This window comes from Corynebacterium suranareeae, assembly GCF_002355155.1.
GTDB lineage: Bacteria > Actinomycetota > Actinomycetes > Mycobacteriales > Mycobacteriaceae > Corynebacterium > Corynebacterium suranareeae.
Genome location: NZ_AP017369.1, coordinates 3,421,074 through 3,445,133, shown reverse-complemented (window position 1 = coordinate 3,445,133; position 24,060 = coordinate 3,421,074). Strand labels below are relative to the sequence as shown.

Annotated in this window: 20 protein-coding genes; 13 read left to right on the top strand and 7 right to left on the bottom strand. The window is 51.3% G+C overall.

The features are described from left to right. Positions 1-23: 23 nt before the first annotated feature. On the bottom strand, positions 24-1,322 hold the full coding sequence (locus N24_RS15775) for an MFS transporter (RefSeq protein ID WP_167382208.1): 1,299 nt from the start codon (positions 1,320-1,322) through the stop codon (positions 24-26). 112 nt (positions 1,323-1,434) lie between these two features. Here N24_RS15775 and N24_RS15770 point away from each other — a divergent pair, with 112 nt between their 5' ends. The 5 genes from N24_RS15770 (at position 1,435) to N24_RS15750 (ending at position 6,316) form a co-directional block, all read left to right on the top strand. After that, positions 1,435-2,211, top strand: a complete 777-nt coding sequence (locus N24_RS15770; protein ID WP_096459281.1) for an IclR family transcriptional regulator — start codon at positions 1,435-1,437, stop codon at positions 2,209-2,211. Positions 2,212-2,479: 268 nt separating this feature from the next. Continuing rightward, positions 2,480-3,607 (top strand): cupin domain-containing protein, encoded by a 1,128-nt coding sequence (locus tag N24_RS15765; protein ID WP_059290054.1) that lies wholly within the window; start codon positions 2,480-2,482, stop codon positions 3,605-3,607. A gap of 6 nt (positions 3,608-3,613) precedes the next feature. Continuing rightward, on the top strand, positions 3,614-4,453 hold the full coding sequence (locus tag N24_RS15760; RefSeq protein ID WP_096459278.1) for a fumarylacetoacetate hydrolase family protein: 840 nt from the start codon (positions 3,614-3,616) through the stop codon (positions 4,451-4,453). Further along, the gene (locus N24_RS15755; RefSeq protein WP_096459275.1) at positions 4,454-5,179 is read left to right on the top strand and encodes a maleylpyruvate isomerase family mycothiol-dependent enzyme; all 726 of its coding nucleotides are present in this window, start codon (positions 4,454-4,456) and stop codon (positions 5,177-5,179) included. A gap of 771 nt (positions 5,180-5,950) precedes the next feature. Continuing rightward, positions 5,951-6,316, top strand: a complete 366-nt coding sequence (locus N24_RS15750) for a HigA family addiction module antitoxin (RefSeq protein ID WP_096459272.1) — start codon at positions 5,951-5,953, stop codon at positions 6,314-6,316. On the opposite strand, the gene N24_RS15745 is transcribed toward N24_RS15750, so the two are convergent. After that, the gene (locus N24_RS15745) at positions 6,249-6,689 is read right to left on the bottom strand and encodes a YbaN family protein (protein WP_096459270.1); all 441 of its coding nucleotides are present in this window, start codon (positions 6,687-6,689) and stop codon (positions 6,249-6,251) included. The genes N24_RS15750 and N24_RS15745 overlap by 68 nt on opposite strands. 109 nt (positions 6,690-6,798) lie before the next feature. Between N24_RS15745 and leuS the strand changes: the two genes are divergently transcribed. Next, a complete protein-coding gene (gene leuS, locus N24_RS15740; protein WP_096459268.1) occupies positions 6,799-9,657 on the top strand; it encodes a leucine--tRNA ligase in 2,859 nt (952 codons plus the stop codon). Positions 9,658-9,724: 67 nt separating this feature from the next. On the opposite strand, the gene N24_RS15735 is transcribed toward leuS, so the two are convergent. Both N24_RS15735 and N24_RS15730 read right to left on the bottom strand, forming a co-directional pair. Then, positions 9,725-10,606 carry a hypothetical protein gene (locus N24_RS15735; protein ID WP_231911048.1) on the bottom strand — a complete coding sequence of 294 codons (882 nt, stop codon included), beginning with the start codon at positions 10,604-10,606 and terminating at the stop codon, positions 9,725-9,727. 233 nt (positions 10,607-10,839) lie between these two features. Then, on the bottom strand, positions 10,840-11,451 hold the full coding sequence (locus tag N24_RS15730; RefSeq protein ID WP_096459266.1) for a malonic semialdehyde reductase: 612 nt from the start codon (positions 11,449-11,451) through the stop codon (positions 10,840-10,842). Between the two features lie 216 nt (positions 11,452-11,667). On the opposite strand from N24_RS15730, the gene N24_RS15725 reads away from it, so the two are divergent. The 6 genes from N24_RS15725 (at position 11,668) to N24_RS15700 (ending at position 18,478) form a co-directional block, all read left to right on the top strand. Beyond that, positions 11,668-12,003 (top strand): hypothetical protein, encoded by a 336-nt coding sequence (locus N24_RS15725; RefSeq protein ID WP_096459264.1) that lies wholly within the window; start codon positions 11,668-11,670, stop codon positions 12,001-12,003. Between the two features lie 390 nt (positions 12,004-12,393). After that, positions 12,394-14,274 carry a VWA domain-containing protein gene (locus N24_RS15720; RefSeq protein ID WP_231911047.1) on the top strand — a complete coding sequence of 627 codons (1,881 nt, stop codon included), beginning with the start codon at positions 12,394-12,396 and terminating at the stop codon, positions 14,272-14,274. Between the two features lie 153 nt (positions 14,275-14,427). Beyond that, positions 14,428-15,660, top strand: coding sequence for a D-amino acid dehydrogenase (locus N24_RS15715; protein ID WP_096459262.1), 1,233 nt, complete (start codon positions 14,428-14,430; stop codon positions 15,658-15,660). A 104-nt stretch (positions 15,661-15,764) separates the two neighbouring features. Beyond that, complete coding sequence (locus N24_RS15710) at positions 15,765-16,331, top strand: VanZ family protein (protein WP_096460340.1); 567 nt, start codon at positions 15,765-15,767, stop codon at positions 16,329-16,331. A 9-nt stretch (positions 16,332-16,340) separates the two neighbouring features. After that, the gene (locus N24_RS15705; RefSeq protein ID WP_096459260.1) at positions 16,341-16,916 is read left to right on the top strand and encodes a VanZ family protein; all 576 of its coding nucleotides are present in this window, start codon (positions 16,341-16,343) and stop codon (positions 16,914-16,916) included. A gap of 77 nt (positions 16,917-16,993) precedes the next feature. After that, positions 16,994-18,478, top strand: a complete 1,485-nt coding sequence (locus N24_RS15700; protein ID WP_096459258.1) for a gluconokinase — start codon at positions 16,994-16,996, stop codon at positions 18,476-18,478. Between the two features lie 675 nt (positions 18,479-19,153). Here N24_RS15700 and N24_RS15695 read toward each other — a convergent pair. From N24_RS15695 to N24_RS15685, 3 genes are all read right to left on the bottom strand, one after another. Continuing rightward, on the bottom strand, positions 19,154-20,332 hold the full coding sequence (locus tag N24_RS15695; protein ID WP_096459256.1) for an NAD(P)-dependent malic enzyme: 1,179 nt from the start codon (positions 20,330-20,332) through the stop codon (positions 19,154-19,156). A gap of 206 nt (positions 20,333-20,538) precedes the next feature. Next, entirely contained in the window at positions 20,539-21,717 is a 1,179-nt protein-coding gene (locus tag N24_RS15690; protein WP_096459254.1) for an MFS transporter, read from the bottom strand. Between the two features lie 249 nt (positions 21,718-21,966). Further along, positions 21,967-22,890: an ABC transporter substrate-binding protein gene (locus N24_RS15685; RefSeq protein WP_096460337.1), complete on the bottom strand. Its 924-nt coding sequence runs from the start codon at positions 22,888-22,890 to the stop codon at positions 21,967-21,969. A 155-nt stretch (positions 22,891-23,045) separates the two neighbouring features. Here N24_RS15685 and N24_RS15680 point away from each other — a divergent pair, with 155 nt between their 5' ends. Then, a complete protein-coding gene (locus N24_RS15680; protein WP_096459252.1) occupies positions 23,046-24,059 on the top strand; it encodes a zinc-binding alcohol dehydrogenase family protein in 1,014 nt (337 codons plus the stop codon). The last annotated feature ends 1 nt before the right edge of the window (position 24,060 follow it).

Below are 24,060 nucleotides of genomic sequence, written 5' to 3'. Positions count from 1 at the left end.
TCCTAACTGTGAGATAAAGAGAATTAGCCTTGGACTTCGGATTTGTGTTTGATGCTGTAAGTGTTCTGCAGGCGACGCAGCACGCTGAGCGAAATGGCAGACAGCAACGCTGCAGCGCCAAACATGATGAAGTTGGAGTTCACACCCAGGTTCCACGCCAGCAGCAGACCAGCGAGCTGAGGTGCCACAACCGCACCGATACGTCCAACGCCCAAGGCCCAACCAAGAGCAGTGCCGCGGAGATTACTTGGGTAGAAGTTTGCCACCGCTGCAATGATCAAAATTTGTGTGCCGTGAGTACCAACGCCAGCCAAAATGAGGATGATGTACACAACGGTGACCGGAGGGTATGTGAGCAACAGAAGCAGTGCGATACCCGCGATACCTGCAGCAACAACACCTGAACGGATCGGGCCGAAATTATCGCCTGCCCATGCAGTAACTACGGAACCAATGACGGCGCCAAGGTTAAGAGCCAAGGTGAACATCAAGGCATGGCCGAATTCGTAGCCTGCGGTTTCCATGAGACGTGGCAACCATGTGCCCAGGCCATACCAAGCCAGCAAGGTAACGAAAGTAGCCAACGCGAACCAGATGGAAATCCAGCGGTAGCGATCCACCAACAGATCCTTGAATCCTGCAGGCTGATCATGACCTTCACGCTTTTCATGATCTTCCTTGATTGCCTTATCGGAAGGAATAACCTTCATAGCAATCGGAAGACCAATGACTAATGGAACCAACGCGATAAGGAACATGAAACGCCAACCCCACTCATCTGAGGAGGGAACAATAGGAAGCGCTAGAACGGCTGCGATAGAACCACCAATTGGCACACCAGACATCATCACAGTTGCCCAAGCCGACATGGTTTTACGTGGTACCAGGTCAGAAACCATGGCATTAACCGATGGCACTAGGCCACCTAAGCCAAGACCTGCAATGAACCGGAACGCTCCGAAAACCCAGGGGTTTGGTGCAAAAGCGCACAACATGGTGAAAACGGAAAGAATCAGAACCGAACCAATTACTGCCGCTTTTCGGCCAACACGGTCTGATAGTCGGCCAATGAAAACTGCACCAACTGCCATGCCAAAGAATGCAGTAGATCCGATGGTGCCCAAGGTTGCGGAGCTTAAGCCCCACTCTCTGGCTAGGGCTGACTGGACGGTGCCATAGACAATGAGGTCATAGCCATCAAAAACGACAAAAAACCAGCCAATGAGTACTGCGGCCAAGCGTCGGCCACTGATACCCAACAAGGTGAAACCTTTGTTTTCTATTTCTTGGGAGCTTGTCGCTCCTTGCGGTGGCTGTGTCATCAGTCCTCCCGTTCCTTCTTCCTGTGACGCATCTGCGTGTGATGTCATAGACACATATTCGAGGTGAGCCACGTTACAATCAAAGTAATTCCGCTATATGGAAAGAGTGATTATGGATAAAGTTGCCCACACCCAAGGACTACCCCCGAAAGATTTCTTGAGTTCTGTTGACATTGCCCTGCAGCTGATTTTGCTGCTCCGCGATGCAGGAAGCTTGACTATTTCAGGTGCTGCGCAGGAGCTTGGCGTGAGCCCGTCTACGATCCATCGCTCCATGTCGATGCTGGTCTACCGTGGTTTTGCAGTAAGAAGTGAGTCCCGAAACTATTTGCCGGGATCAGCACTAGCGACGTCAGCGCTGCAGCCAGGACTTGGTGCTGACTTAACACGCAAGTGCAGCCACCACATGGAATCCATGAGTAAAGAAACTGGCGAAACCACTCATTTGGTCATCTTGCAAGGCGATAGCGTGCACTTCATTCACAGTGTTGAAGGCTCTAACCCAGTCCGTGTGGGAAATAGACGAGGTCAGGTTATGCCAGCAACCCAAAACTCAGGTGGTTTGGTGATGCTCGCAGAGATGTCCGCAAGGGAAATTCGAGCGCTATATCCAAGCTTGGGGGATGAAGAATTTGAAAATTTAAGAAAACGTCTACGCAGAACCAGGGATCGAGGACATGGCGCAAACTTTGGCTTCTTTGAGCAAGATGTCAGTGCTGTGGCGGAGCCTTTGCTCAACGACGTTGGTGACGTTCTAGGTGCAATTACCGTGGCGGTGCCGTCAAATCGGTTCAGGGAGGTGTACCCAAAGGCTGTGCAGGCATTGGAGCGTCATATGCGTGATTTAAATAGGGCTCTGGCAGACTATCGAGTGCCCGAAAAAGCGTAAATGGGGGGATTTTTTCGCTTTCAAGCACCCCCGGTAATCTCATTTTCCGCATAGCGGAATTGTCTTGAGTCACGAAACAAAGACCAATATGTTCGAAGTCACAAACAATTAAACGCTAGATGTAAAAGAAGCCTGGCCTGTCGGAGAAGTAGGAAATCTCCTGCTGGATTTCCTGCTGGATTTCCTGCTGGATTTCCTGCTCGAAATTTTTGCTCGATCAGCCTCGTAACTAGATCATCTACGACATCCGTAAAGGAGGACTCCAACAATGGGCGCCCCAGGTAAAAACGATTACTCAACCGAACACGTCAAGCAAGAAGTCCCACCAGCAACCCCAGAAGAGCAAGCAGAGCTGGATGCCATGTACAAGCGCATGGATGAAATCCACCTCAAACCACTGTGGACCCAAATCGGTGGGCTTATGCCCAACCACCCAGAACCACGTGCAGTAGCGCACAAATGGGACTGGGCAGAGCTGCTGAAACTAGCACAGCGCTCCGGCGAACTAGTTCCAGTTGGTCGTGGTGGTGAACGCCGCGCTATCGGTCTGGCAAACCCAGGCCTTGATGGCAACACCTACATCTCCCCTACTCTTTGGGCAGCAATCCAGTACCTTGCTCCGGGCGAGAACGCTCCAGAGCACCGCCACTCCCAAAACGCTTTCCGCTTTGTCATTGAGGGTGAAGGCGTGTGGACTGTGGTCAACGGCGATCCAGTACCAATGAAGCGCGGAGATTTCCTGCTAACCCCAGGCTGGAATTACCACGGTCACCACAACATCGCTACCGAGCCAATGGCCTGGTTGGACGGCCTGGACATCCCATTTGCCTACCAAATGGACACCGGCTTCTTCGAATACGGCACCGAGAAGCTCACCGATGAATCCACCCCAGATCTATCCCGCTCTGAGCGCCTTTGGGCTCACCCAGGTCTGCGCCCAGTCGCATTCCCAGGAAAAACTTCCTACTCACCAATTGGGCGCTACGCCTGGGAGCACACCGACGCAGCACTTAATGATCAGCTGGCATTGGAAGAAGCAGGATACCCAGGAACAGTCGCGCCGGGTCACGCTGCGATTCGCTTCTCCAACCCAACTACCGGTGGCGATGTCATGACCACCATTCGCGCAGAGTTCCACCGTCTGCGCCCAGGAGCATCCACTACCCCCATCCATGAGGTAGGAAACCGTTGCTTCCAGGTATTTGAGGGTTCTGCAACAATTAATGTTGGCGATAAAACCTTTGAAGCCAACCACGGCGATGTGATCAATGTACCGTCGTGGCAGAAGTGGAATGTCATCGCCGGCTCAGACGGCGTAGACCTATTCTGCTTCTCTGACACTCCAATTTTCGAGGCTCTAAACCTCGCACGTACCTTTACTCCGGAAGGAATCTAGAAACACATGCGTCTTGCAACAATCCGCACCAACGGCACCACCATCGCTGCTCGTGTTGAATCTGACAACACCGCCACCGCTATCGACGGTTTTGCCAACGTCAGCGAGCTGCTTCAGGAAAGCAACTGGCGTGAACTGGCAGAAAACGCCGCTGGCGAGACTGTAACCTTTGAAAACAAGGACCTAGATGCGGTAGTTCCAGCTCCTAAAAAGATTGTTTGCGTTGGCCTTAACTACGCTAACCACATCAAGGAAATGGGTCGTGACCTGCCAGAAAACCCAACCCTTTTTGTTAAGTTCCCTGATGCATTGATCGGCCCATTTGATGATGTCGTCGTTCCAGAGTGGGCTAACAAGGCTCTTGACTGGGAAGGCGAAATGGCCGTTGTTATTGGCAAGCGTGCACGTCGCGTTAAGGAAGCCGATGCAGCTGACTACATCGCCGGTTACGCAGTGATGAACGATTACACCACCCGCGATTACCAGTACAAAGCACCTGCAAAGACCCCACAGTGGCACCAGGGTAAGTCTTTGGAAAAGTCCGCTGGTTTTGGCCCTTGGATGACCACCCCAGATGCATTCGAGTTCGGTGGCGAACTGGCTACCTACCTGGAAGGCGAAAAGGTTCAGTCCACCCCTACCAATGACCTGGTCTTTAGCCCAGAAAAGCTCATTGAGTACATCACCCACATTTACCCATTGGATGCAGGCGACGTCATTGTCACCGGAACCCCAGGCGGTGTTGGCCACGCACGTAACCCACAGCGCTACATCGGCGACGGCGAAACCGTCAAGGTCGAGATCGAAGGCCTGGGCTACATCGAAAACAAGACGGTGTTTGAATAAATGACAACTTTCCATGATCTTCCGCTAGAGGAGCGGCTGACACTGGCAAGGTTGGGCACATCCCATTACTCCCGTCAGCTATCGCTTGTAGATAACGCTGATTTTGGGGAAGCAACCCTTCTTCAAGGTTGGACCCGCTCCCACATCGTTGCCCACGTGGCGTACAACGCCATCGCACTGTGCAACCTCATGCACTGGGCAAACACCGGTGAGAAAACCCCAATGTATGCCTCACCACAGGCACGCAATGAGGAAATCGCCTACGGTTCCACGCTCAACCCCGATGCGCTGCGAAACCTGCACGAACACTCCGTAGCGCGCCTGGATGTAGATTGGCGAGAATCCTCCCAAGAAGCCTGGTCGCACGAAGTCTTCACAGCGCAGGGACGCACAGTTCCAGCCAGCGAAATCTTGTGGATGCGTTCCCGAGAAGTCTGGATCCATGCGGTTGACCTTGATGTTGTTGCGACCTTCAGCAACATCCCCGAGGTAATTTTGCGCACGCTAGCCGGCGAAATCACTCAAAAATGGGCCAGCCAAGGAGTCGGTGAAGGCCTAGTGCTTCTCGACGAGCCCTCCAACACCCGCTACCCCGCCACCCCAGGGCAGGAAGAGGTTGTTATTTCGGGCAGCTTAGCTGGCATTGTTCGCTATGCCGCAGGTCGTGGCTCAGAAGGAGTCACCTCCTCTACTGGAGAGATCCCAGAGCCACCACGCTGGCTCTAAGACCCCCAGTTTTTAAGACAATGGCCATGTTCCCAAGTGGAGCATGGCCATTTTTCATGGTTGATGCTTGAATGTCCTTAATCGTGCGGTGGGCATTCCAAAAACCGGACTCACATGACAAAATTTTCGATTTTCCCTGAATTTTGTCATGCCAGTCTGTTCTTAAGGAAGCGCCGCCAAACAGGGGTGTCAAGATTCTGGATTTTTAAGAATTCTTGTCACGTGTGTTTGCTCTCTGCTCGCTTTCTTAAAAAATTGCCGGGATGCCGTTAAAAAGTACCGTCTTAAAATCGTTTCTGAGGGCCTAAAAGGTGCCTGTCTATATGAAAGTTCATTGGAAAGCTTTGATCGCTTAAATCGGCTGCTGCGTCCAGTACCCCCCTTTTTAAATCGAATTCGCCGTGATTCAGCGCGTGGGCTACTGCTTTGACCGGTCCACGTTTGAGGGATTGCGGGATAATTTTTCTCTTTCACTTTGACCCAATTTCGGATTTGAAAACTAGGAATGAGTGTCCCTGAATTTTGGAGCGAATTGTTTTCTGAGCAATTTTTCTAGATGAAATCTGCATTGAAATCATAAGTGCTAACGCAGAAATTTCAAGACCAATATCAACACCATGTCGCGGTGCGTTATATCTAATTTGAGGCCAAAATGTGCCATGACGCAAAACGTCATAGTCCAGGTAACACGCTAAAAGTACCCCTTACGACATAGTTGTAGTGTCAAGCGTTATGATGATGAGACTCAACTAGAAAATGACTGGGGGCGATATGCCGGTGCAGGACGCAGGCAAACACACCAATGATGATCGGCCAGTAATGCCGGGTGAGATTCTTCGAGAAGAATTCATGGAACCTTTGGGACTGTCCCAAAACGGATTGGCGCGAGCGATAGGTGTGCCACCACGAAGGATCAATGAGATCGTTCATGGAAAACGTGCAATTACCGCTGATACAGCATTGCGTTTAGCGGCATATTTAGGTCCTGATCCGCAGTTCTGGCTGAACTTGCAGGCTCACTATGACCTTTCCGTGACGTATTTAGATACACGGACACTGTTGGAAGCGATCAAGCCCTATGATCGTCAGCAAAACGTGGCTCGGAGGTTGAATCCTCTACAGGAGCGTTCACAGTAGTTGCTGTAGGTGTGGCATCTGGTCGGGGTTTTAAACGAATGATGTGGATGCTCACGCAGGTGGCAATAATTGGCAAAACAATCCACGGAACAGTCGCCCCGATGAGAACGCAAGAAAGAATAATTCCGCACCACAACATCAACAGTGTGCGGAATTTATGCTGCGGCGTCATCGCATGGTTGTAATAATTGGAAATATACTCACCGAAAATTCGGTGCGAGACCAGGTAATTGTGCAATTTCTCGGAGCTGCGCGCGAAGCAAAAGGCGCTCAACAACAAAAATGGTGTTGTAGGAATCACTGGCAGGACAACACCGATCGCTCCGCAGATAAGACTGAGTAGGCCGATGGCGATGAGCAGTGGTTTCCACATTATTTCACTAGTCTATCTAGCGGACAAAGGCTTATTCAAGGGCATGTAAAAGCAGAAGAATTGCCCTCCACACATGAGATGTCCCGTGTACCTACTACACTGTTTAACCATGACTAATCCGAGCGAAGGCACCACTCCCCTGGCGTTCCGTTATACCCCGGAACTCGCCAACAAGATTGAGGGTGAGTGGCAGAATTACTGGACTGAAAATGGCACGTTTAACGCACCTAACCCGGTGGGTGATTTAGCGCCTGCGGACGGTAAAGCACTTCCGGAGGACAAGCTGTTTGTCCAGGATATGTTCCCGTACCCCTCAGGAGCTGGTCTGCACGTAGGCCACCCACTTGGCTACATTGCTACTGATGTTTTCGCCCGCTACAACCGCATGTTGGGCAAGAACGTTTTGCACACCTTGGGCTATGACGCCTTTGGTCTTCCAGCGGAGCAGTATGCAATCCAAACTGGTACGCATCCTCGTACCACCACCATGGCGAATATTGAAAACATGAAGCGCCAGTTGGGTGCACTGGGTCTTGGGCATGATGCGCGCCGTTCTGTAGCCACCACTGATCCTGAGTTTTATAAGTGGACACAGTGGATCTTCCTGCAGATTTTTAATTCGTGGTTTGATGCAGAGCAGCAAAAAGCCCGCCCAATTAGTGAGTTGATTCCGCTGCTGGAGTCTGGCGAGCTGAAAACTAAGGACGGGGCGGATTATAACGAGCTGGGAGACGTCGAAAAGCAAAAAGCGGTGGATGACTACCGCCTTGTTTATCGCTCGAACTCCACCGTGAATTGGTGCCCAGGCTTGGGCACCGTGTTGGCCAACGAGGAAGTGACCGCGGACGGCCGTTCCGAGCGCGGTAATTTCCCTGTTTTCCGCAAGAATTTGTCGCAGTGGATGATGCGCATTACCGCGTACTCGGATCGTCTGATTGATGATCTAGAGCTGCTTGATTGGACTGAGAAGGTTAAGTCCATGCAGCGTAACTGGATTGGCCGTTCACGCGGTGCTGAGGTTGATTTCACCGCAGAAGGTGAAACCATCACGGTGTTTACCACCCGTCCGGATACCTTGTTTGGCGCAACATACATGGTGCTTGCGCCCGAGCATGAGCTGGTTGACGTATTCCTTGAAAAGGCTGGTTCCTACGAAGGAGTTGATGCCCGCTGGACCAATGGCCAGGCAACGCCAGCTGAGGCTGTCGCTGCGTACCGTGCTTCCATTGCTGCGAAATCTGATTTGGAGCGCCAAGAAAACAAGGAAAAAACCGGTGTTTTCTTAGGTGTTTACGCAACCAACCCAGTCAACGGCGACCAAATTCCAGTATTTATCGCTGACTACGTTCTGACCGGCTACGGAACTGGTGCCATCATGGCTGTTCCAGCTCACGACGATCGCGACTATGAATTCGCCACCGTGTTGGGTCTGCCCATCAAGGAAGTTGTGGCAGGTGGCAACATCGCTGAAGCTGCATTCACCGAATCTGGTGAGGCCGTTAACTCCGCAAATGATAACGGCCTAGACATCAATGGTCTAGCCAAGGACGATGCCGTTGCCCAGACCATCGAATGGCTGGAAGAAAAAGAACTTGGACGCGGCACCATCCAATACAAGCTGCGCGATTGGCTCTTTGCCCGCCAGCGTTACTGGGGCGAGCCATTCCCAATCGTCTACGACGAAAACGGCCAAGCCCACGCGCTGCCTGAATCCATGCTTCCCGTCGAGCTGCCAGAGGTAGAAGACTACAAACCTGTCTCCTTCGACCCAGAAGATGCAGATTCTGAGCCTTCCCCACCACTGGCAAAGGCTCGTGAATGGGTTGAGGTTGAGCTTGACCTTGGTGACGGCAAGAAGAAGTACACCCGTGACACCAACGTCATGCCACAGTGGGCAGGTTCCTCCTGGTACCAGCTGCGCTACGTCGATCCAAGCAACGACGAGCAATTCTGCAACATCGACAACGAACGCTACTGGACAGGCCCACGCCCAGAAACCCACGGACCAAACGATCCAGGCGGCGTAGACCTCTACGTCGGTGGTGTTGAGCACGCAGTTTTGCACCTGCTCTACGCACGCTTCTGGCACAAGGTCCTCTTCGACCTCGGCCACGTTACCTCCAAGGAGCCATACCGACGCCTGTACAACCAGGGGTACATCCAGGCATTTGCCTACACCGATTCCCGTGGCGTCTACGTACCTGCTGATGAGGTTGAAGAGAAGGATGGAAAATTCTTCTACCAGGGCGAAGAAGTCAACCAGGAATACGGCAAGATGGGCAAGTCCCTGAAAAACGCCGTTGCGCCGGACGATATCTGCAACAACTTCGGTGCCGATACCCTACGCGTTTACGAAATGGCCATGGGACCTTTGGACACCTCCCGTCCATGGGCCACCAAGGACGTTGTGGGTGCGCAGCGCTTCCTCCAGCGCATGTGGCGTTTGATTGTTGATGAAAACACCGGCGAAGTGCTCACCCGCGATGAAGCACTCACCGACGATGACAACAAGCAGCTCCACCGCACCATCGCAGGTGTCCGTGATGACTACACCAACCTGCGCGTCAATACCGTGGTTGCAAAACTCATCGAATACGTCAACTACCTGACCAAGACCTACCCCAACACCATTCCAGCCGACGCAGTTGTACCACTGATCATCATGGTCTCCCCCATCGCACCGCACATCGCGGAGGAACTGTGGAAGAAACTTGGCCACGACGACACCGTCACCTACGAACCATTCCCCACCTTTGAGGAAAAATGGCTTGTCGACGACGAAATCGAACTGCCAGTACAGGTCAACGGCAAGGTACGCGGCCGCATCACCGTTGCAGCCGACGCCACCCAGGAGCAGGTCATTGAAGCAGCGCTTGCCGACGAGAAAGTGCAGGAACAAATCTCCGGTAAGAACCTGATCAAGCAGATCGTTGTTCCAGGACGCATGGTTAACCTAGTGGTGAAATAAACCTTTTGGGTTGTTAAAACCGCACGTGCACGCTGGTGAGTTAAGCTCCAGTGCACGTGCGGTTTTTTTAGTTGCTAACCTCGTCGGTTTGTTCAACTTGATCGGGTTGATCGGGTTGATCGGGTTGGTCTGACTGTTGTGGAGGATCAACCATTCCAGCTTTGCGATAGTACCGCTCTAATGTGTCCATGCAGTATTGATGTATTTCGCATGATTCCACTGCTTTGGCAATTTTTTGAAGTTTCTGCCAGGACTGATTGATGGGGTGTGGGTGGAAACTATCCTCAATGTGAAAATCGGGCATTCGAGAAATAAGATCAAAAGCCAAAAGGGGATTCAACGTTGGATTAAGTGCTTGAAACCACCCGTTTTCAGTGGCTATTGCCAGCATGAAATCTAGGGTTTCTTTTCTTACCCAGGGGTTGTCGCCGTGGTAATCATGAATCTTAAAAATTAGTTCCCGAGGTTTTAGAACCGCGTCCTCCAGCAGCACTCCGGCATCTGCGTCCATTAATTCACCAAAATTTTTCAGACCTCGTGGGACATAGCCCAGATAGACCATTTCCCACGGAACAGATAACGTGCTTTGTCCTACTTTGAGGGTGTATCCCTCCAGCTCAAAATCAAAAATTCCTCGAGGTTCTTCAAACACTAATTCGGGTAGGAATGCGTACGGATATTTTTCGGCTATGTCCGAGTATTTGAATGATTCGATTTTCTCAACTGCTGATTTTGTTCGAACACTATCCCAGGCGAGGACTAATTCTTGTTCATCTACATCGGCGCATTTAAACACCCGAATATGCCTTAAGGCTTCGGCTAAATCAGCCACTGGTAGGTGCTGGTTTTCTAACGCAGACATGGTGTCACGGCGCTCCAGTATGGGAGCATTCGGCACTAGATCAAGAGCTTTCCACGAAAAATCATTGACATAGGTGATGCAATCCACCTCGCCGTCATTAAACCACGGCATTGGGTTTTCTTGGATAACAGCAACAAGCCATCCGTATTTACGTAAAGTGCGATTCACCGGGAGTCCATTCTTTAAAACCAATTAAAGTATGGACGTAGTTTTGCATAACCGTGAGACATCACTTGTCGGTTTTCGAACAAACGTATAAAAATACCCTGGCCAGTATGCATTTCCCGGCCAGGGCATTTTGGAATCGAATTCAGTGGATCTTAGAGGGTCTCGATTACTTCATCGAGCTCGAGACGAGGCAAGCGATCGTACCAAGCGTTTTCTGCAGGCTTGCCCATGTTGATTGCTACCAAAACGCGGTGGCGACCGTCTGGGAAGAACTCCTTGGAAATAGCTTCTGCGTCCATGCCAGTCATTGGTCCAGCTGCAAGGCCGGCAGCACGGATGCCGATGATGACGTAACCAATCTGGAGACCAGCGTTGAGCTCTGCAGTGGAAGCACGTGAGGCTTCATCTGCATCGAACATGTCGCGAGCACCTGGGAATGGTGGGAAAAGCTTTGGCATTTCCTCATGGAAATCAACATCCGCTGCAAGCAGCGCTACGGCTGGAGCTGCCGCAACTTTCGCCTGGTTGCCTTCAGCCATCAATGGAACGAGGCGGGCTTTGGCCTCTTCGGAACGAAGGATCACAACGCGCAGAGGCTGTGAGTTCATGGAGGTTGGTGCCCACTTGACTAGGTCAAAAATTGCCTGGATTTGCTCATCAGAGATGGGTTCATCGGTGAAAGCGTTTGCAGTGCGAGCCTCACGGAACAGGAGGTTCTGTGCGTCTTCATCAAGTGCCAGTACGTTCTGGGTAACTGTAGTCATACTCTGTATAACCCTCACCATGACCCAAATAGTTCCCATATCAAGTAAATGTGGGGCAGATTACGTTGCTTCCAATAGTCAGATCGCAAGGCGGGGAAGTTAATTTCACTGCCGACCTCCCATAAAAGGGGTACTTTCTTCAATTACCATGCCAAGAGAAAGGAATACTGCTATTCTTCACGTGGGTATCTGACAATCAACTTAAAGGAATTTCTCATGCGTAAACTTCGTACCGCTTCTGTCGCTCTGCTCACCGCGGGTGCTCTCGCTTTGACCGCTGCTCCAGCTATTGCCGATGAGTCCTCCGTTGGCTCCACCGGCTCTTCCGCATCTTCTCAGGTTGGAGATGCATTTGAGGCTAATGAGTACGAGCGCAACATCTGGGGCTCCTCCAAGGACTTCGAAGAGGTAACCCCATTCGGTTCTGCATGGTATGGCTACACCATCGCTGCAACCGCAGTTGCTGCTTGGGGCCTGGCATACGCTAACTTCTCAGCAATCGAGCAGGCTGCTGCACAAGCTGGCATCAACCTGCAGCTCCCACGCTTCTAATCTGCAACTTTTTTAAAATTCCCCGTTTGTATCAACAGATACAGGCGGGGTTTTCTATTGCCCGCCCTCATGCCCGCCCTAATGCCTGCTCTAATACTCCTCTAATACCCGGCAAGGTAATTGTTGCGAAAAAGTTGTGAACTAAGGATTCACTCTCTTTGAAATGCTGTTAATTTGGGGAACCAATGTTTATTTATGCGGAATTTCTGTTCATTCCTCTAATGGAGCATTGATGGTCTACCACGTTTCTGCCTGACGACTAAGCGAGTATTCATGGTTCAACTAGCCGGACAGTCCTTTAGAAAACCTGCCAGACGATTTCCCAACCGAAGGCATAAAACCTTCCTTGCATTAATAACAAGTTTTCTCCTTTTTACCTTAAGCACCCCAGTGTCATCAGCACAGGCCCAAACAGAATCCCCAACTACACAATCTGTTTCCCGTGGTGTGCCCACCATGATGGTGCTGGACAGCTCAGGGTCGATGGTCACCGAAGATGCTGGTGGCCAAAGTCGCTCTGATGCAGCCAAAGAAGCAGCTAACCAGTTCATTGATGAGCTCGCAGGAACCCTTGATTTAGGTCTTGTGACCTACGGCGGAAATACCGGCGAAACTCCCGAAGAATATGAAGCCGGTTGTCAGGATATTTCGGTGGTACGCGGGCCAACCAGCGGTCAGCCAGATCAGCTAAAAGATCATATTGATGGGCTCCAACCTCGCGGTTACACACCCATTGGGGATTCGCTCAAAGCAGCGGCAGCTGAATTACCAGAAGGTGAGTCTGGAACTATCGTTTTGGTATCTGATGGCATTGCCACCTGTACCCCACCACCAGTGTGTGAAGTTGCCCAAGAACTAGCTGATCAGGGTGTTGATCTGGTGATAAACACCGTGGGGTTCAACGTGGATGAATCTGCTCGAGCGGAACTGGAATGCATTGCCCAGGCTGGTAATGGTACCTATGCAGATGCCAGTGATGCAGACTCTTTGGTTGCTGAGCTCAAGCGCGCAGCTACTCGCACAGCAGTCGGATATGAATCCGATCTGGAGCAATTAGATGGCAATGACGTTCAGACAGAACCCACGCAGATTCCAGATGATGTGAAAATGTTCCAAGCGAACCTTCCCGCGCTTGAAAATAAAGATGGTGAGGTTACTCAGTACTGGTCGATTCCCGTCGCAGATTATGAACGAGTACAGGTCACCACAAGCTATATAGCACCCGTGACGGTGGGCTCTGGTGGTGACTATTTGAGTGTCAAAAATGAGCTTCAATACGGTGGAGATCAGGCAGAGACGTGCCATCGAAAAATCGGTGGAGATTCCATTCTGGACAACGTACTTGCGAAGCCTCTAGTCGCAAATGTTGAATCTGATGTGATTGGCACTGAGTGTGATACTGATGAACTGACCTTGGCTGTCACCCGTAGCGAGCCATTCCAGTGGAATGAGGAGCTGCCGGTAGAAATCGTCGTCAAGCGACTAACGCACGCTGACACCTCAGATTTGCCTCTCGGTGATCAAGTACGAGATATTCCAGATATTGATGTTGCGACCGTAGATTCCTGGGAGCCTTTAACTGGAGGATCATGGTTTAGTAATGCTCCAGAGCTCACTCCGGGTGAAGGCATTGAAGCTGAGATTGTTCCAGGTGAAAACCATATTTATCGTCTTCCTATGGCAACAGGTCAGCAGCTGCATGGTTATGCCGAAGTCGTTGAAAACACTGCGCCTGATGATGCCAATGTGACCGATAAACTAGGTGTTGCGGTGTTCTCTCCAACCCGACAGGCTGCGGGTGTTGATCTATGGACCGATGTTCCAATTAGGGAAAATGCTGGTGAATACTTCGAAGCTCCTTCTCCATTGACGTATTTGAATATGTTTTCAAATGATGGAGGTTTCGGATCAACGAATAATGCAACGAGCGTTTTCACCTTAGAAGGTGACTACTACCTGGCTGTTCACTACAACGACTTCAGCGGTGGCACCACGAGGGATGCAAGTGATCGTCAATCGGCACCTGTTCGGTACCGACTGGTGGCAGATGCCTATGGTGATGCAGAGCCAGGTCCAGTGTTTGATGAAGTATCGGCAGGTTCTTCAGAGTCTTCAAGTCCTAGCGAGCAACCAAATGAGTCCGATCAGGCAGCGGAATCTGAGGATAATGAGAGCGGTTTTTCCCCTCTGATTGCTGGAACCATTGTGGCGTTGATTGTGGTGTTTGCTGCGTTTGCAAGTTGGATGGTGCTTAAAGGCCGCAAAAAGTAGCCAGCACCTGAGCCACCCAGCACCTGAGCCACCCAGCACCTGAGCCACCCAGCACCCCACCTTTTACCCCAGAAACAAGAAGCCACAGCATTTGCATCCAGACTCATGGATACTGGGGGCACTAGGAGTCCACCCCACATTCAGGAGGGTTTCATGAGTTCGTCTGGAAAAGTCATTGTTGTTGGAGCTGGAATGGTGGGGTTATCCACCGCTTGGCACTTGCAGGAGCGCGGGTTTGAGGTGACTGTCCTGGATCGGGATGGTGTTGCCGCGGGGTCGTCATGGGGAAATGCTGGTTGGTTAGCGCCGGCGAAGACGATTCCTTTGTCGGAGCCGGGGTTGTGGACTTATGGCCCAAAGGAGTTGTTTAATCCGGTTTCGCCGATGCATATGCCGCTGAGGGTGGATCCCAAGTTGTGGCTGTTTTTGGCGAAGTTCATGGCGCAAGCGTTTCAAACTAAGTGGGATTCCACGATGGCGGATCTCACGGCGATTGATAAGGTCGCGCTTGAGGCGTTTGATGAGCTGTCTATTGGTGGTGTTGAAGGGCTTACCCACGAAGGCCCATTTGTTATTGGTTTTGAGGATGAAAGCCAGTCGGCTGGGTTCATCAAGGAAATTGATGGTGTGATCAGGCATGGCCAGTCGGTGGAAATGACTCGTTTGGATAATCCTCAAGAGCTTGCACCGATGTTGAATGAGGAAATCCAGGTGGCGTATCGCTTGGAGGGGCAGCGTTTCATTGAGCCGGGTCCGTATGTGCAATCGTTGGCGGATGCAGTGGTGAAGCGGGGTGGAACTATCCGGGCTGGCGCGGAGGTTGTGCACGTGGCGAAGGGGGATCGTCCAGCGGTTATCTTGGCGGATGGTAGCCGTGAGGAAGCCGATAAGGTTGTTGTGGCAACGGGTGCATGGTTGCCAGGTTTAACGCGTGAGTATGGGGTGAAAACTCTGGTTCAGGCTGGTCGGGGTTATTCTTTCTCGGTAGCAACGGATATTCCTGCTAAGCATTCTGTGTATCTTCCCCATCACCGCATGGCGTGCACGCCGTATCAGGGTAGGTTCCGCATCGCGGGCACCATGGAGTTCCGAGGTCCTGATGAGCCGTTTCAGCCGCGCCGGGTTGATGCAATTGTGTCGCAGGCGAAGCGCGTGATGAGGGGTATTGATTTTGAGGATCGTCAGGATGAGTGGGTGGGTTCCCGCCCGGTCACCCCGGATGGGCGTCCGCTGATTGGGCAGACGAAGGCTAAGAATATTTACGTTGCCGGTGGTCATGGCATGTGGGGCATTGTGCTGGGCCCGGCGACTGGTAAGTATTTGGCGGAGATGATGGCTACGGGCAACACCAATGCGATCATCAAGCCCTTCGATCCATTGCGCTAGCAGCTTGCTTTTCGACGAAAAACCCCACTGTCTTTGGGTATCAGTAGAATTTTTAAGGAAACCTAACAGTGAATGCACAGGGCTTCACCTTAGGGTGGAGCCTCATGTCTACTACTTACGCCTCGTCTAAGAAGGAAACCGCAGTGAAAAAGAGCTTTGATGCTTCTTCTTTGCTGTTTGCACTTTCTTTTGGCGTATACGCTCTGCTGCTTGTGATGATGACCTTGATGAAGAACAGGTTGTCGTTGGGTGGCCTGTGGAATCCAGAAGCCCACCAGTATAGGTCGATTGATTTAGAGCTGTTTAATGGTTTTGAAAATCCTTCGGTGTGGTGGGCGCCATGGACCAACACCTTTGGAAATATTGGGCTTTTTATGCCCTTGGGTTTCTTCTTGTACAGAATGCTGCGAAAAATGGAGCACCGCTTCCCTTTCGTAGAAACAGTGTTGTTTGCTGGTGTTATTAGCTTGAGCATTGAGGTGTTGCAGTGGGTGTTTGCCATTGGTTATTCAGATATTGATGACCTGCTATGTAATACGATTGGTGGCCTAATTGGTGCATCGGTGGCTGCGTTAATATCGCCGAAGTCTTTGAAGAAAATTAGTGGTTTGATCATGGCGGGTTCTTTAGCTGTCATGGCGATGATGTTGTACTCAAGTTTTGGAGGCTGATCTGACCGCATGAAGGCTCCTTCTGCCCCGGTGATTTCCATTGCGTTGGTTGCCTATAGCGCGGTGATGGTTTCGCTGACGATGTTGAAATCATTCTTTGTCATCGGTTTGCTGTGGGTGCCGGAAGCTCATAGGAATCGTTCGGTGTCTTTTGTTCCGTTTAATGATTTCAGTGAATCTGCCTCGTGGTTTTCTCCGCTATTTGGTTATGGCGGAAATTTCGCATTTTTCGTGCCGTTCGGTGTGCTTCTTTATGCGCTCCTAAAAACCGCACGAACGAGGTCTTGGCACAAGAATGCTGTCCTGAAAACAACGGTGTTTGGTGCAGCTTTTAGTCTTCTCATCGAAGTATCCCAGTACGTATTCATGCTGGGCTACAGCGATATCGACGACATTATTTTAAACACCCTTGGCGCTGCCGCAGGAGCAGTGATCGCAAAGATTTTTGGTGTGCGCTTTTTCAAAGTGTGGGTCTGGCTTGCCCTAATTTTAGCTGTGGTGTTTGTAGTTTTGGTGGCTTTAGGACCCAGGTTGGGTGATCCTGAAAAAGTAGTCGATCTAGGATCAGCTCAATATAGTGCTTAAGCTTATGCATGGTCGGGGTGATCAGGCTATATCCTTGAAAGAAGCTCAGTATTAGTCAGACCTTTAAAGGAAGCTTCATGGGATCAATTCCAACAATGTCCATCCCTTTCGATGATTCACGTGGACCTTATGTTCTTGCCATGGATATTGGCTCCACTGCATCTCGTGGTGGTCTCTATGATGCCTCCGGCTGCCCAATCAAGGGCACTAAGCAGCGCGAATCCCATGAATTCACCACAGGTGAAGGTGTGTCTACCATCGATGCTGATCAGGTGGTTTCAGAGATCACTGAAGTGATAAACGGCATTCTTAAAGCAGCTGAAGATCATAAGATTAAGGATCAAATCAAAGCTGTTGCGCTTGATTCTTTCGCTTCTTCACTGATTCTTGTAGACGCCGAAGGCAATGCTCTCACCCCGTGCATTACGTACGCGGATTCCCGTTCTGCGCAATATGTAGAACAGCTGCGCGCAGAGATCGATGAGGAGGCCTACCATGGCCGCACCGGCGTTCGTCTACACACCTCTTATCACCCATCGAGGCTGCTGTGGCTGAAAACGGAGTTCCCGGAGGAATTCAACCAAGCTAAGTACGTGATGACCATCGGTGAGTATGTGTATTTCAAACTTGCGGGCATCACCGGAATGGCTACGTCGATAGCTGCGTGGAGTGGCATTTTAGATGCCCACACCGGTGAACTTTATCTGCCAATTCTAGAGCACATCGGCGTTGACCCTGCCCTATTCGGTGAAATCCGCAACCCTGACGAGCCCGCCACAGACGCACAAGTTTCCCACAAAAAATGGAAACACTTGGAAGAAATCCCCTGGTTCCACGCCATTCCAGACGGCTGGCCATCCAACATTGGCCCCGGTGCTGTAGATTCCAAAACCGTCGCAGTGGCCGCAGCTACTTCAGGTGCCATGCGCGTGATTCTTCCTAGCGTTCCGGAACAGATCCCTTCTGGTTTGTGGTGCTATCGCGTTTCTCATGATCAGTGCATTGTCGGTGGCGCACTCAATGATGTTGGCCGTGCCGTCACTTGGTTGGAACGCACCATCGTCAAGCCTGAAAACCTCGATGAAGTGTTAATCCGTGAACCCTTCGAAGGCACTCCAGCTGTGCTGCCGTTTTTCTCTGGTGAACGCTCGATTGGGTGGGCTGCCTCCGCACAAGCCACAATCACCAATGTTCAGGAGCAAACTGGCCCCGAACATATGTGGCGCGGCGTCTTTGAAGCTCTAGCTCTTTCCTACCAGCGCGTATGGGAACACATGGAAAAGGCCGGCGCAGCACCAGAGCGTGTTATCGCATCAGGTCGAGTCTCCACTGACCACCCAGAGTTTCTTGCGATGCTGTCCGATGCCCTCGACACCCCAGTCATCCCACTGGAAATGAAGCGCGCCACCCTCCGCGGCACCGCACTTATCGCACTTGAGCAGCTCGAACCAGGCGGCACACGCGCCACGCCACCATTTGGCACCACGCATCAGCCGCGCTTTGCGCACCATTACGCCAAGGCAAGAGAGCTTTTCGACGCCCTCTACCTCAAATTGGTCTAGCCTTTCGAAGCCCTGCCGCTTTTGCCAGAGACTACGAACTTTCCAGTAACAGCACTTCGGCGCATACCACTTGAAACCCGACTAACGCGCAATTTATTACGGTGTAAGTTTGCCAGGAAATTTAGCGATAGGCGTTTATCGCTTGTTTAAAGCCTCGGGTTTTTGGATGAGTTTTGGTATGCGCTCGACCTTGAAAACCCCTTAAAAGCGCTTCTGGGGAGGTATGACTTTTCAGGTGTCGCACCAAAACGTGAGAGCGACCAAACCAGGAGACCCAGAATCTTCAAAAACTTAAATGTTGGGTCTCTGAGTTTGGTATTGAACGCGATACACCAAACCAGGAGACCCACAAACGTCGAAAACGTGATTTCTGGGTCTCCTGGTTTGGTCTTATGTCGTCAAGTGCACGAACGCCTAAATCCACACGGGGTAAACAGCACTAATTTGACCCAAGTCGGGTTAATTCCAAGGTGTAGCTTCAGAAGTTCTATAGTTCGACTTCACGGTGGCGACTTCGCTAGGAAATCAGCCCTCAGCCGAGGGAAGTCGACCACGTGAAGTCGCCTGTTAAGAAGTCGCCCTGAACTCGTTGGAGCGGTGCTGCGTCTTATCCAATGGCAGTGTTATTTTGATTGACGCCTTTGAGGTGGAGGGAGGCGTCGATAAGCAAAATCTTTAAGCGTTTTGCGCTTCGGCGGCGGCCTGGACAGCTGCCTTGACTGCTGGGGCGACGCGGGGATCCAGCGCGGTAGGCACGATGCGTCCGACCTCGAGGTCCTCGGCTGCGATGGCGGCGATTGCTTCGGCGGCAGCGAGCTTCATCTCGGGGGTGATTTTCTTGGCCTTGGCTGCGAGGGCACCAGCGAAAATGCCGGGGAATGCAAGCACGTTGTTGATCTGGTTTGGCAGGTCAGAACGGCCGGTGGCAACGATAGCGCCGTACTTCTGGGACAGCTCAGGATCGATTTCCGGGGTTGGGTTTGCCAGGGTGAACAGGATTGGCTGTGGAGCCATCAGCTTGAGGGCTTCTTCGCCGATATTGCCGCCAGAAACGCCGATGAATAGGTCTGCGTCGGTGAAGGCTTCGTTGATGCCACCGCTGATTCCGCGTGGGTTGGTCTTTTCGGCAAGTGCTGCCTTAACAGGGGAAAGGTCCTCGCGGCTGTTGTGGAGGATGCCTCGGGAGTCAAGAACCACGATGTCGGTTGCGCCAGCATTGGTCAGCATATCGACGGCTGCGACACCAGCAGCACCAGCGCCAGAAATAACGATCTTGAGGTCTTCGATCTTACGATCAAGCAGCTTGAGGGAGTTGCGCAGCGCTGCGAGGATAACCACGGCGGTGCCGTGCTGGTCATCGTGCATGACTGGGATATCAAGGCGCTCGATGAGACGGCGCTCAACTTCAAAGCAGCGAGGTGCGGAGATATCTTCCAGGTTGATGGCGCCGAAGGACGGTGCGATGGCTGCGATGGTTTCAACCAAAGCGTCAACGTCGTGGACATCCAAAACGATTGGGATAGCTTTTAGACCCGCGAAGGAGCTAAACAGCTGTGCTTTGCCTTCCATGACGGGAAGGGAGGCTTGTGGTCCGATATCGCCAAGCCCGAGGACTGCGGTGCCATCGGAGATGACTGCAACGGTGTTTCCTACTCCGGTGTGGGTGCGTGCAACTTCTGGATCTTCCTTGATGGCTTCGCAGACCTTGGCCACACCTGGGGTGTAGGCAAGGGAGAGATCACGCATATCGCGCAACGGGCGGGTGGAATTAATGGAGAGTTTTCCGCCCTCGTGTGCTTCGAAGATTTCCTCATGGGTGAGGTTTTGGGTGGAGCGTTGCAGGTCGATGGTCATATCATTTTGCCTTGTTAATCGGTGTTTTGTGGAAAGCTGAAACCTGGTTAAAGGTTCTGGAACAAAAACACTAGCCAAATCTGTAGCTCAACAAAAACTCCGCAATGTGAACATTTGTAAAATACCCCTGACCTTTATTGCTAATTTTGTGCAGGGGTATTTTGTGATGAATTTAATTGTTTGCGAAGTGTGGATTTGAGGGCTGTTTATTTCAGTAGCGGACGCGACCACAGCGCCAAAACCAACGTGGAGGCAAGCGACAAACCGGCCATGATCCACAGTGCGCCTGCGGTCCAGTTGGCGTCAACAGCCATCGCCCCCAACGCTGCGCCTGAAGCAATACCCACTTGGTAGGTAACGACGTAAATAGACGATGCCGTGTCAGGATTATCGCGGCCAGCATGAAGGAAAATGGTGGTGCCCAAGGTTGGAAGCGCGCCATAAGCGCCACCGAAAACAGTGACAGCTAAGAAGATGACGATCGCTGCCAACGTACCTTCTAAACCAAACGCAATCTGTCCGAAAATAGCAGCGATGACAAACAAGGTGGTGGTGTGAACACTTCCGCGCAGCATCCGGCGATCCACAGTGCGGGTTGCCACCGTGACACCAATGAGTCCAAGCGCACCAAAGACGAATAGTCCGATGGAGACAAAGCTATCCCCTGCTGTTTCGGCAATGATGAGGCCCAGATAAGTGTAGGCAGCAAAAACGCCGGTGACTGCAAGCAGGAGGAAGATGACCAAGGAGATCAGCCCCCAAGGGAGAGCCTTTTTATCCTTGGACTTAGCTTCAGCTTCAAGCAGTGGAGGAAGCGACGGGACCGTGGGAATGAGCACAGCAACTGCTGCCAGCGTGAGTGCTCCCAAAATCCACGTGGCAGGGCGCCAACCAATGAGTTCGCCAATCCACGTTGCCAGAGGAGATCCAACAACTAACGCCATGGTGGATCCGATAGAGACCACACCTACTGCTCGTCCCGTGTGACCAGGAGACATCCGAGCTGCCATTGGGCCAACCAAAGCCCAAAAAACTCCGTGGGTTAATGCAGCGATGGTGCGGCCGATCGCCAGCATGCCGTAATTGACCGTCAGTGCTTGAATAGCAATTCCTGTGGCGAGAAAAGCCAAGGTAATCAAGAAGACGGTGCGTTTATTAAACCGCGATACCCACATCATGACGGGGATGGTCACCACAGCAACCACGCTTGCGTACACAGTCATCAAAAGACCGATGCTGGATTCTGCCACGCCGAGATCGCTAGCCATTGGTTTAATGAGTCCAACGGCGAACATCTCAAAGGTGACATAAACAAACGCCGCGAAACTCATGGCGGTCAAAGGAACAACAGGAAACCGTGCTTCGGGCGCGGCAATAGTGCTCATGGCTGCGGGCCTTCCTTTTTGATTGGGCTGTTTTGAGTTGAGAGTCTGCCAGGTAGTGATTGTTTGGGTAAGTACAACATCTACCTTGGCTGGTTCTGGCTTATTTCTGAACCATTTCTTAATCGTTCAAGTAAGTCTCGGAAAACAGTAGTCTGAAGAAAGTATTTCAGCCAGATCAAAAAGGTGAATCTTTGGCTAAGTTATCAACTTAACTGAAGGCCAGGATGGGTGTCTATGCCACATTGCGCCTTATTGGAAGGTTTGGAGCAACTGCTCAATGACATCTAATGAATGCAGTGCAGTTAAAGGGCCACCTTCATGAGTCTGTTTATCTGAACGCACGACATGCCCCTCAATAATTGATGGCAGCTGCTGGTACAGCTGATTTTCCTGGAGCTCCTGCCACGTTTCTGGGCTATTAACCAGCATGATTAGTCCATCAGCATCGCTAAAACCTGTAAGAACCTGCTCTAGGCTGTACTCGGTTTCTTTCCCGTCGATGGCTGCTTGGAAAGCATGTGAAGGCTGCGCTCCAAGATCGCGAAGGACAGTGGATAAAAGCCTATTGGGTCGAGTTTCAAAGCTTTCGCCACCGAAGCTCACTGGTGCAAAAGTGTTATCGGCCAGTACATCTGCATACTCTTTAGAAAGTGCGTCGATTCGAGATTCGTATTCTTTGATCAATTCTTCCGCGCGTTCTTCGGTGCCTGTTGCTTGTGCAACAAGTCGGAGATCTTCTTGCCATGTGGAAGTATCTTGCTCGCCGACGGGAAGAGTTGGGGCGATGGCTTCCAAATCGTTTTGAATTGGTTCAATATCGCTGAGTCTGGAGATGATGAGGTCTGGGTCTGCTGCAGCGATTGCTTCGAGGCTGATGTCATCGGCGGCGAAAATTTCTTCTGCCCCATCGCGCTTCGCCTTTTCTAGCTGTGTTGCCATAGGTGATTCAAGGTCTAGTGAACTTGCCTCTTCGTAGGGGTATCCCACAATGGGCAAACCTAGTGCAAGAGCGATGTCTAGGTCGCGACGACCCTCGAGGATGACTACCGAGTTAATTTCGGCGGGAACTTCCACTGCTCCAAGTGTGGTGTCAATGGAAGAACTGTTAGGTGATGCAGAATCGCTTGAAGCCCCACATGCGCCAAGGAATAGTGCTGAACACAACAAAGGTATTAGAAATTTTTTATCCACATCAGGAGAGTGTAGCCTAGCCTTAATTTAGGTCATATGTTTCATGCAGCAACGCTTGAGTCGGGTAAAATTCTGCCGGTTCTAAAAAGGCTAAAAAATATCGGCATAAAAACTACTCAAGGGCTAACATCGGGGGCATGAGCGCACAAATTGACACCCCAGACCCCACTATGTCTGCTGTTGCAATGCTAGATTCCATCGCTTCTGATCAGCCAGATTTCTTGGTTGATGTAGAACTAGATCGCCCTACACCTGGCCCGCATGATTTGTTAGTCAAAATTGAAGCCGTCTCCATTAATCCCGTTGATACCAAGGTGCGTATGCGCGCCGGGAAACAAAAACATCCAAAAATTTTAGGTTTTGATGCTGCAGGCACTGTGGAGACTGTGGGTTCGCAGGTATCACTCTTTGCTCCTGGTGACAAAGTGTTTTATGCAGGTTCCAATCAACGTCCTGGTAGTAATGCGCAGTATCAAGTAGTAGATGAACGGCTTGTTGGACACGCGCCAAAAAATTTTGAGCCACAAGACGCCGCTGCTCTCCCACTGGTAGCTCTAACTGCGTGGGAATCACTGTTTGACCGATTGGGAGCTAACCAATCTTCTACCGGAACATTGTTGGTGTTGGGCGGATCTGGTGGTGTGCCGTCGGCTCTCATTCAAATCGCTCGTGCGCTGACTGGTTTGAAAGTGGTGGCAACTGCATCTCGCCCGGAGTCAGCAGAATGGGTGAAAAAACTTGGCGCTCATGAGGTGATTGACCACTCCAAGGACTTGAGTGAGCAGATCTCAAATGTGGATTATGTGTTCAGCTCTTGGACTACTTCACGCGAAGTGGAACTTGCCACGCTGATGAAGCCTCAATCTCACTTGGTGCTCATTGATGACCCGGTGGATCCAAACTTGGGTGCGTTCAAGCAAAAAGCAATTGCTGTGCACTGGGAGTTCATGTTTACCCGCGCAATGTTTAACACCCCAGACATGGGTGAGCAGGGAAAGATTTTGAACAAAATTGCAGACATGGTTGACCGCGGACAATTCGAAGCCGTGACAGCAACCGTGCTGGATGGTCTAAATGCAGACAATATTATGGAAGGACATCGCCTTGTTGAGCAAGGCAGAACTTCCGGAAAAATCGTAGTGAGGGTCTAAC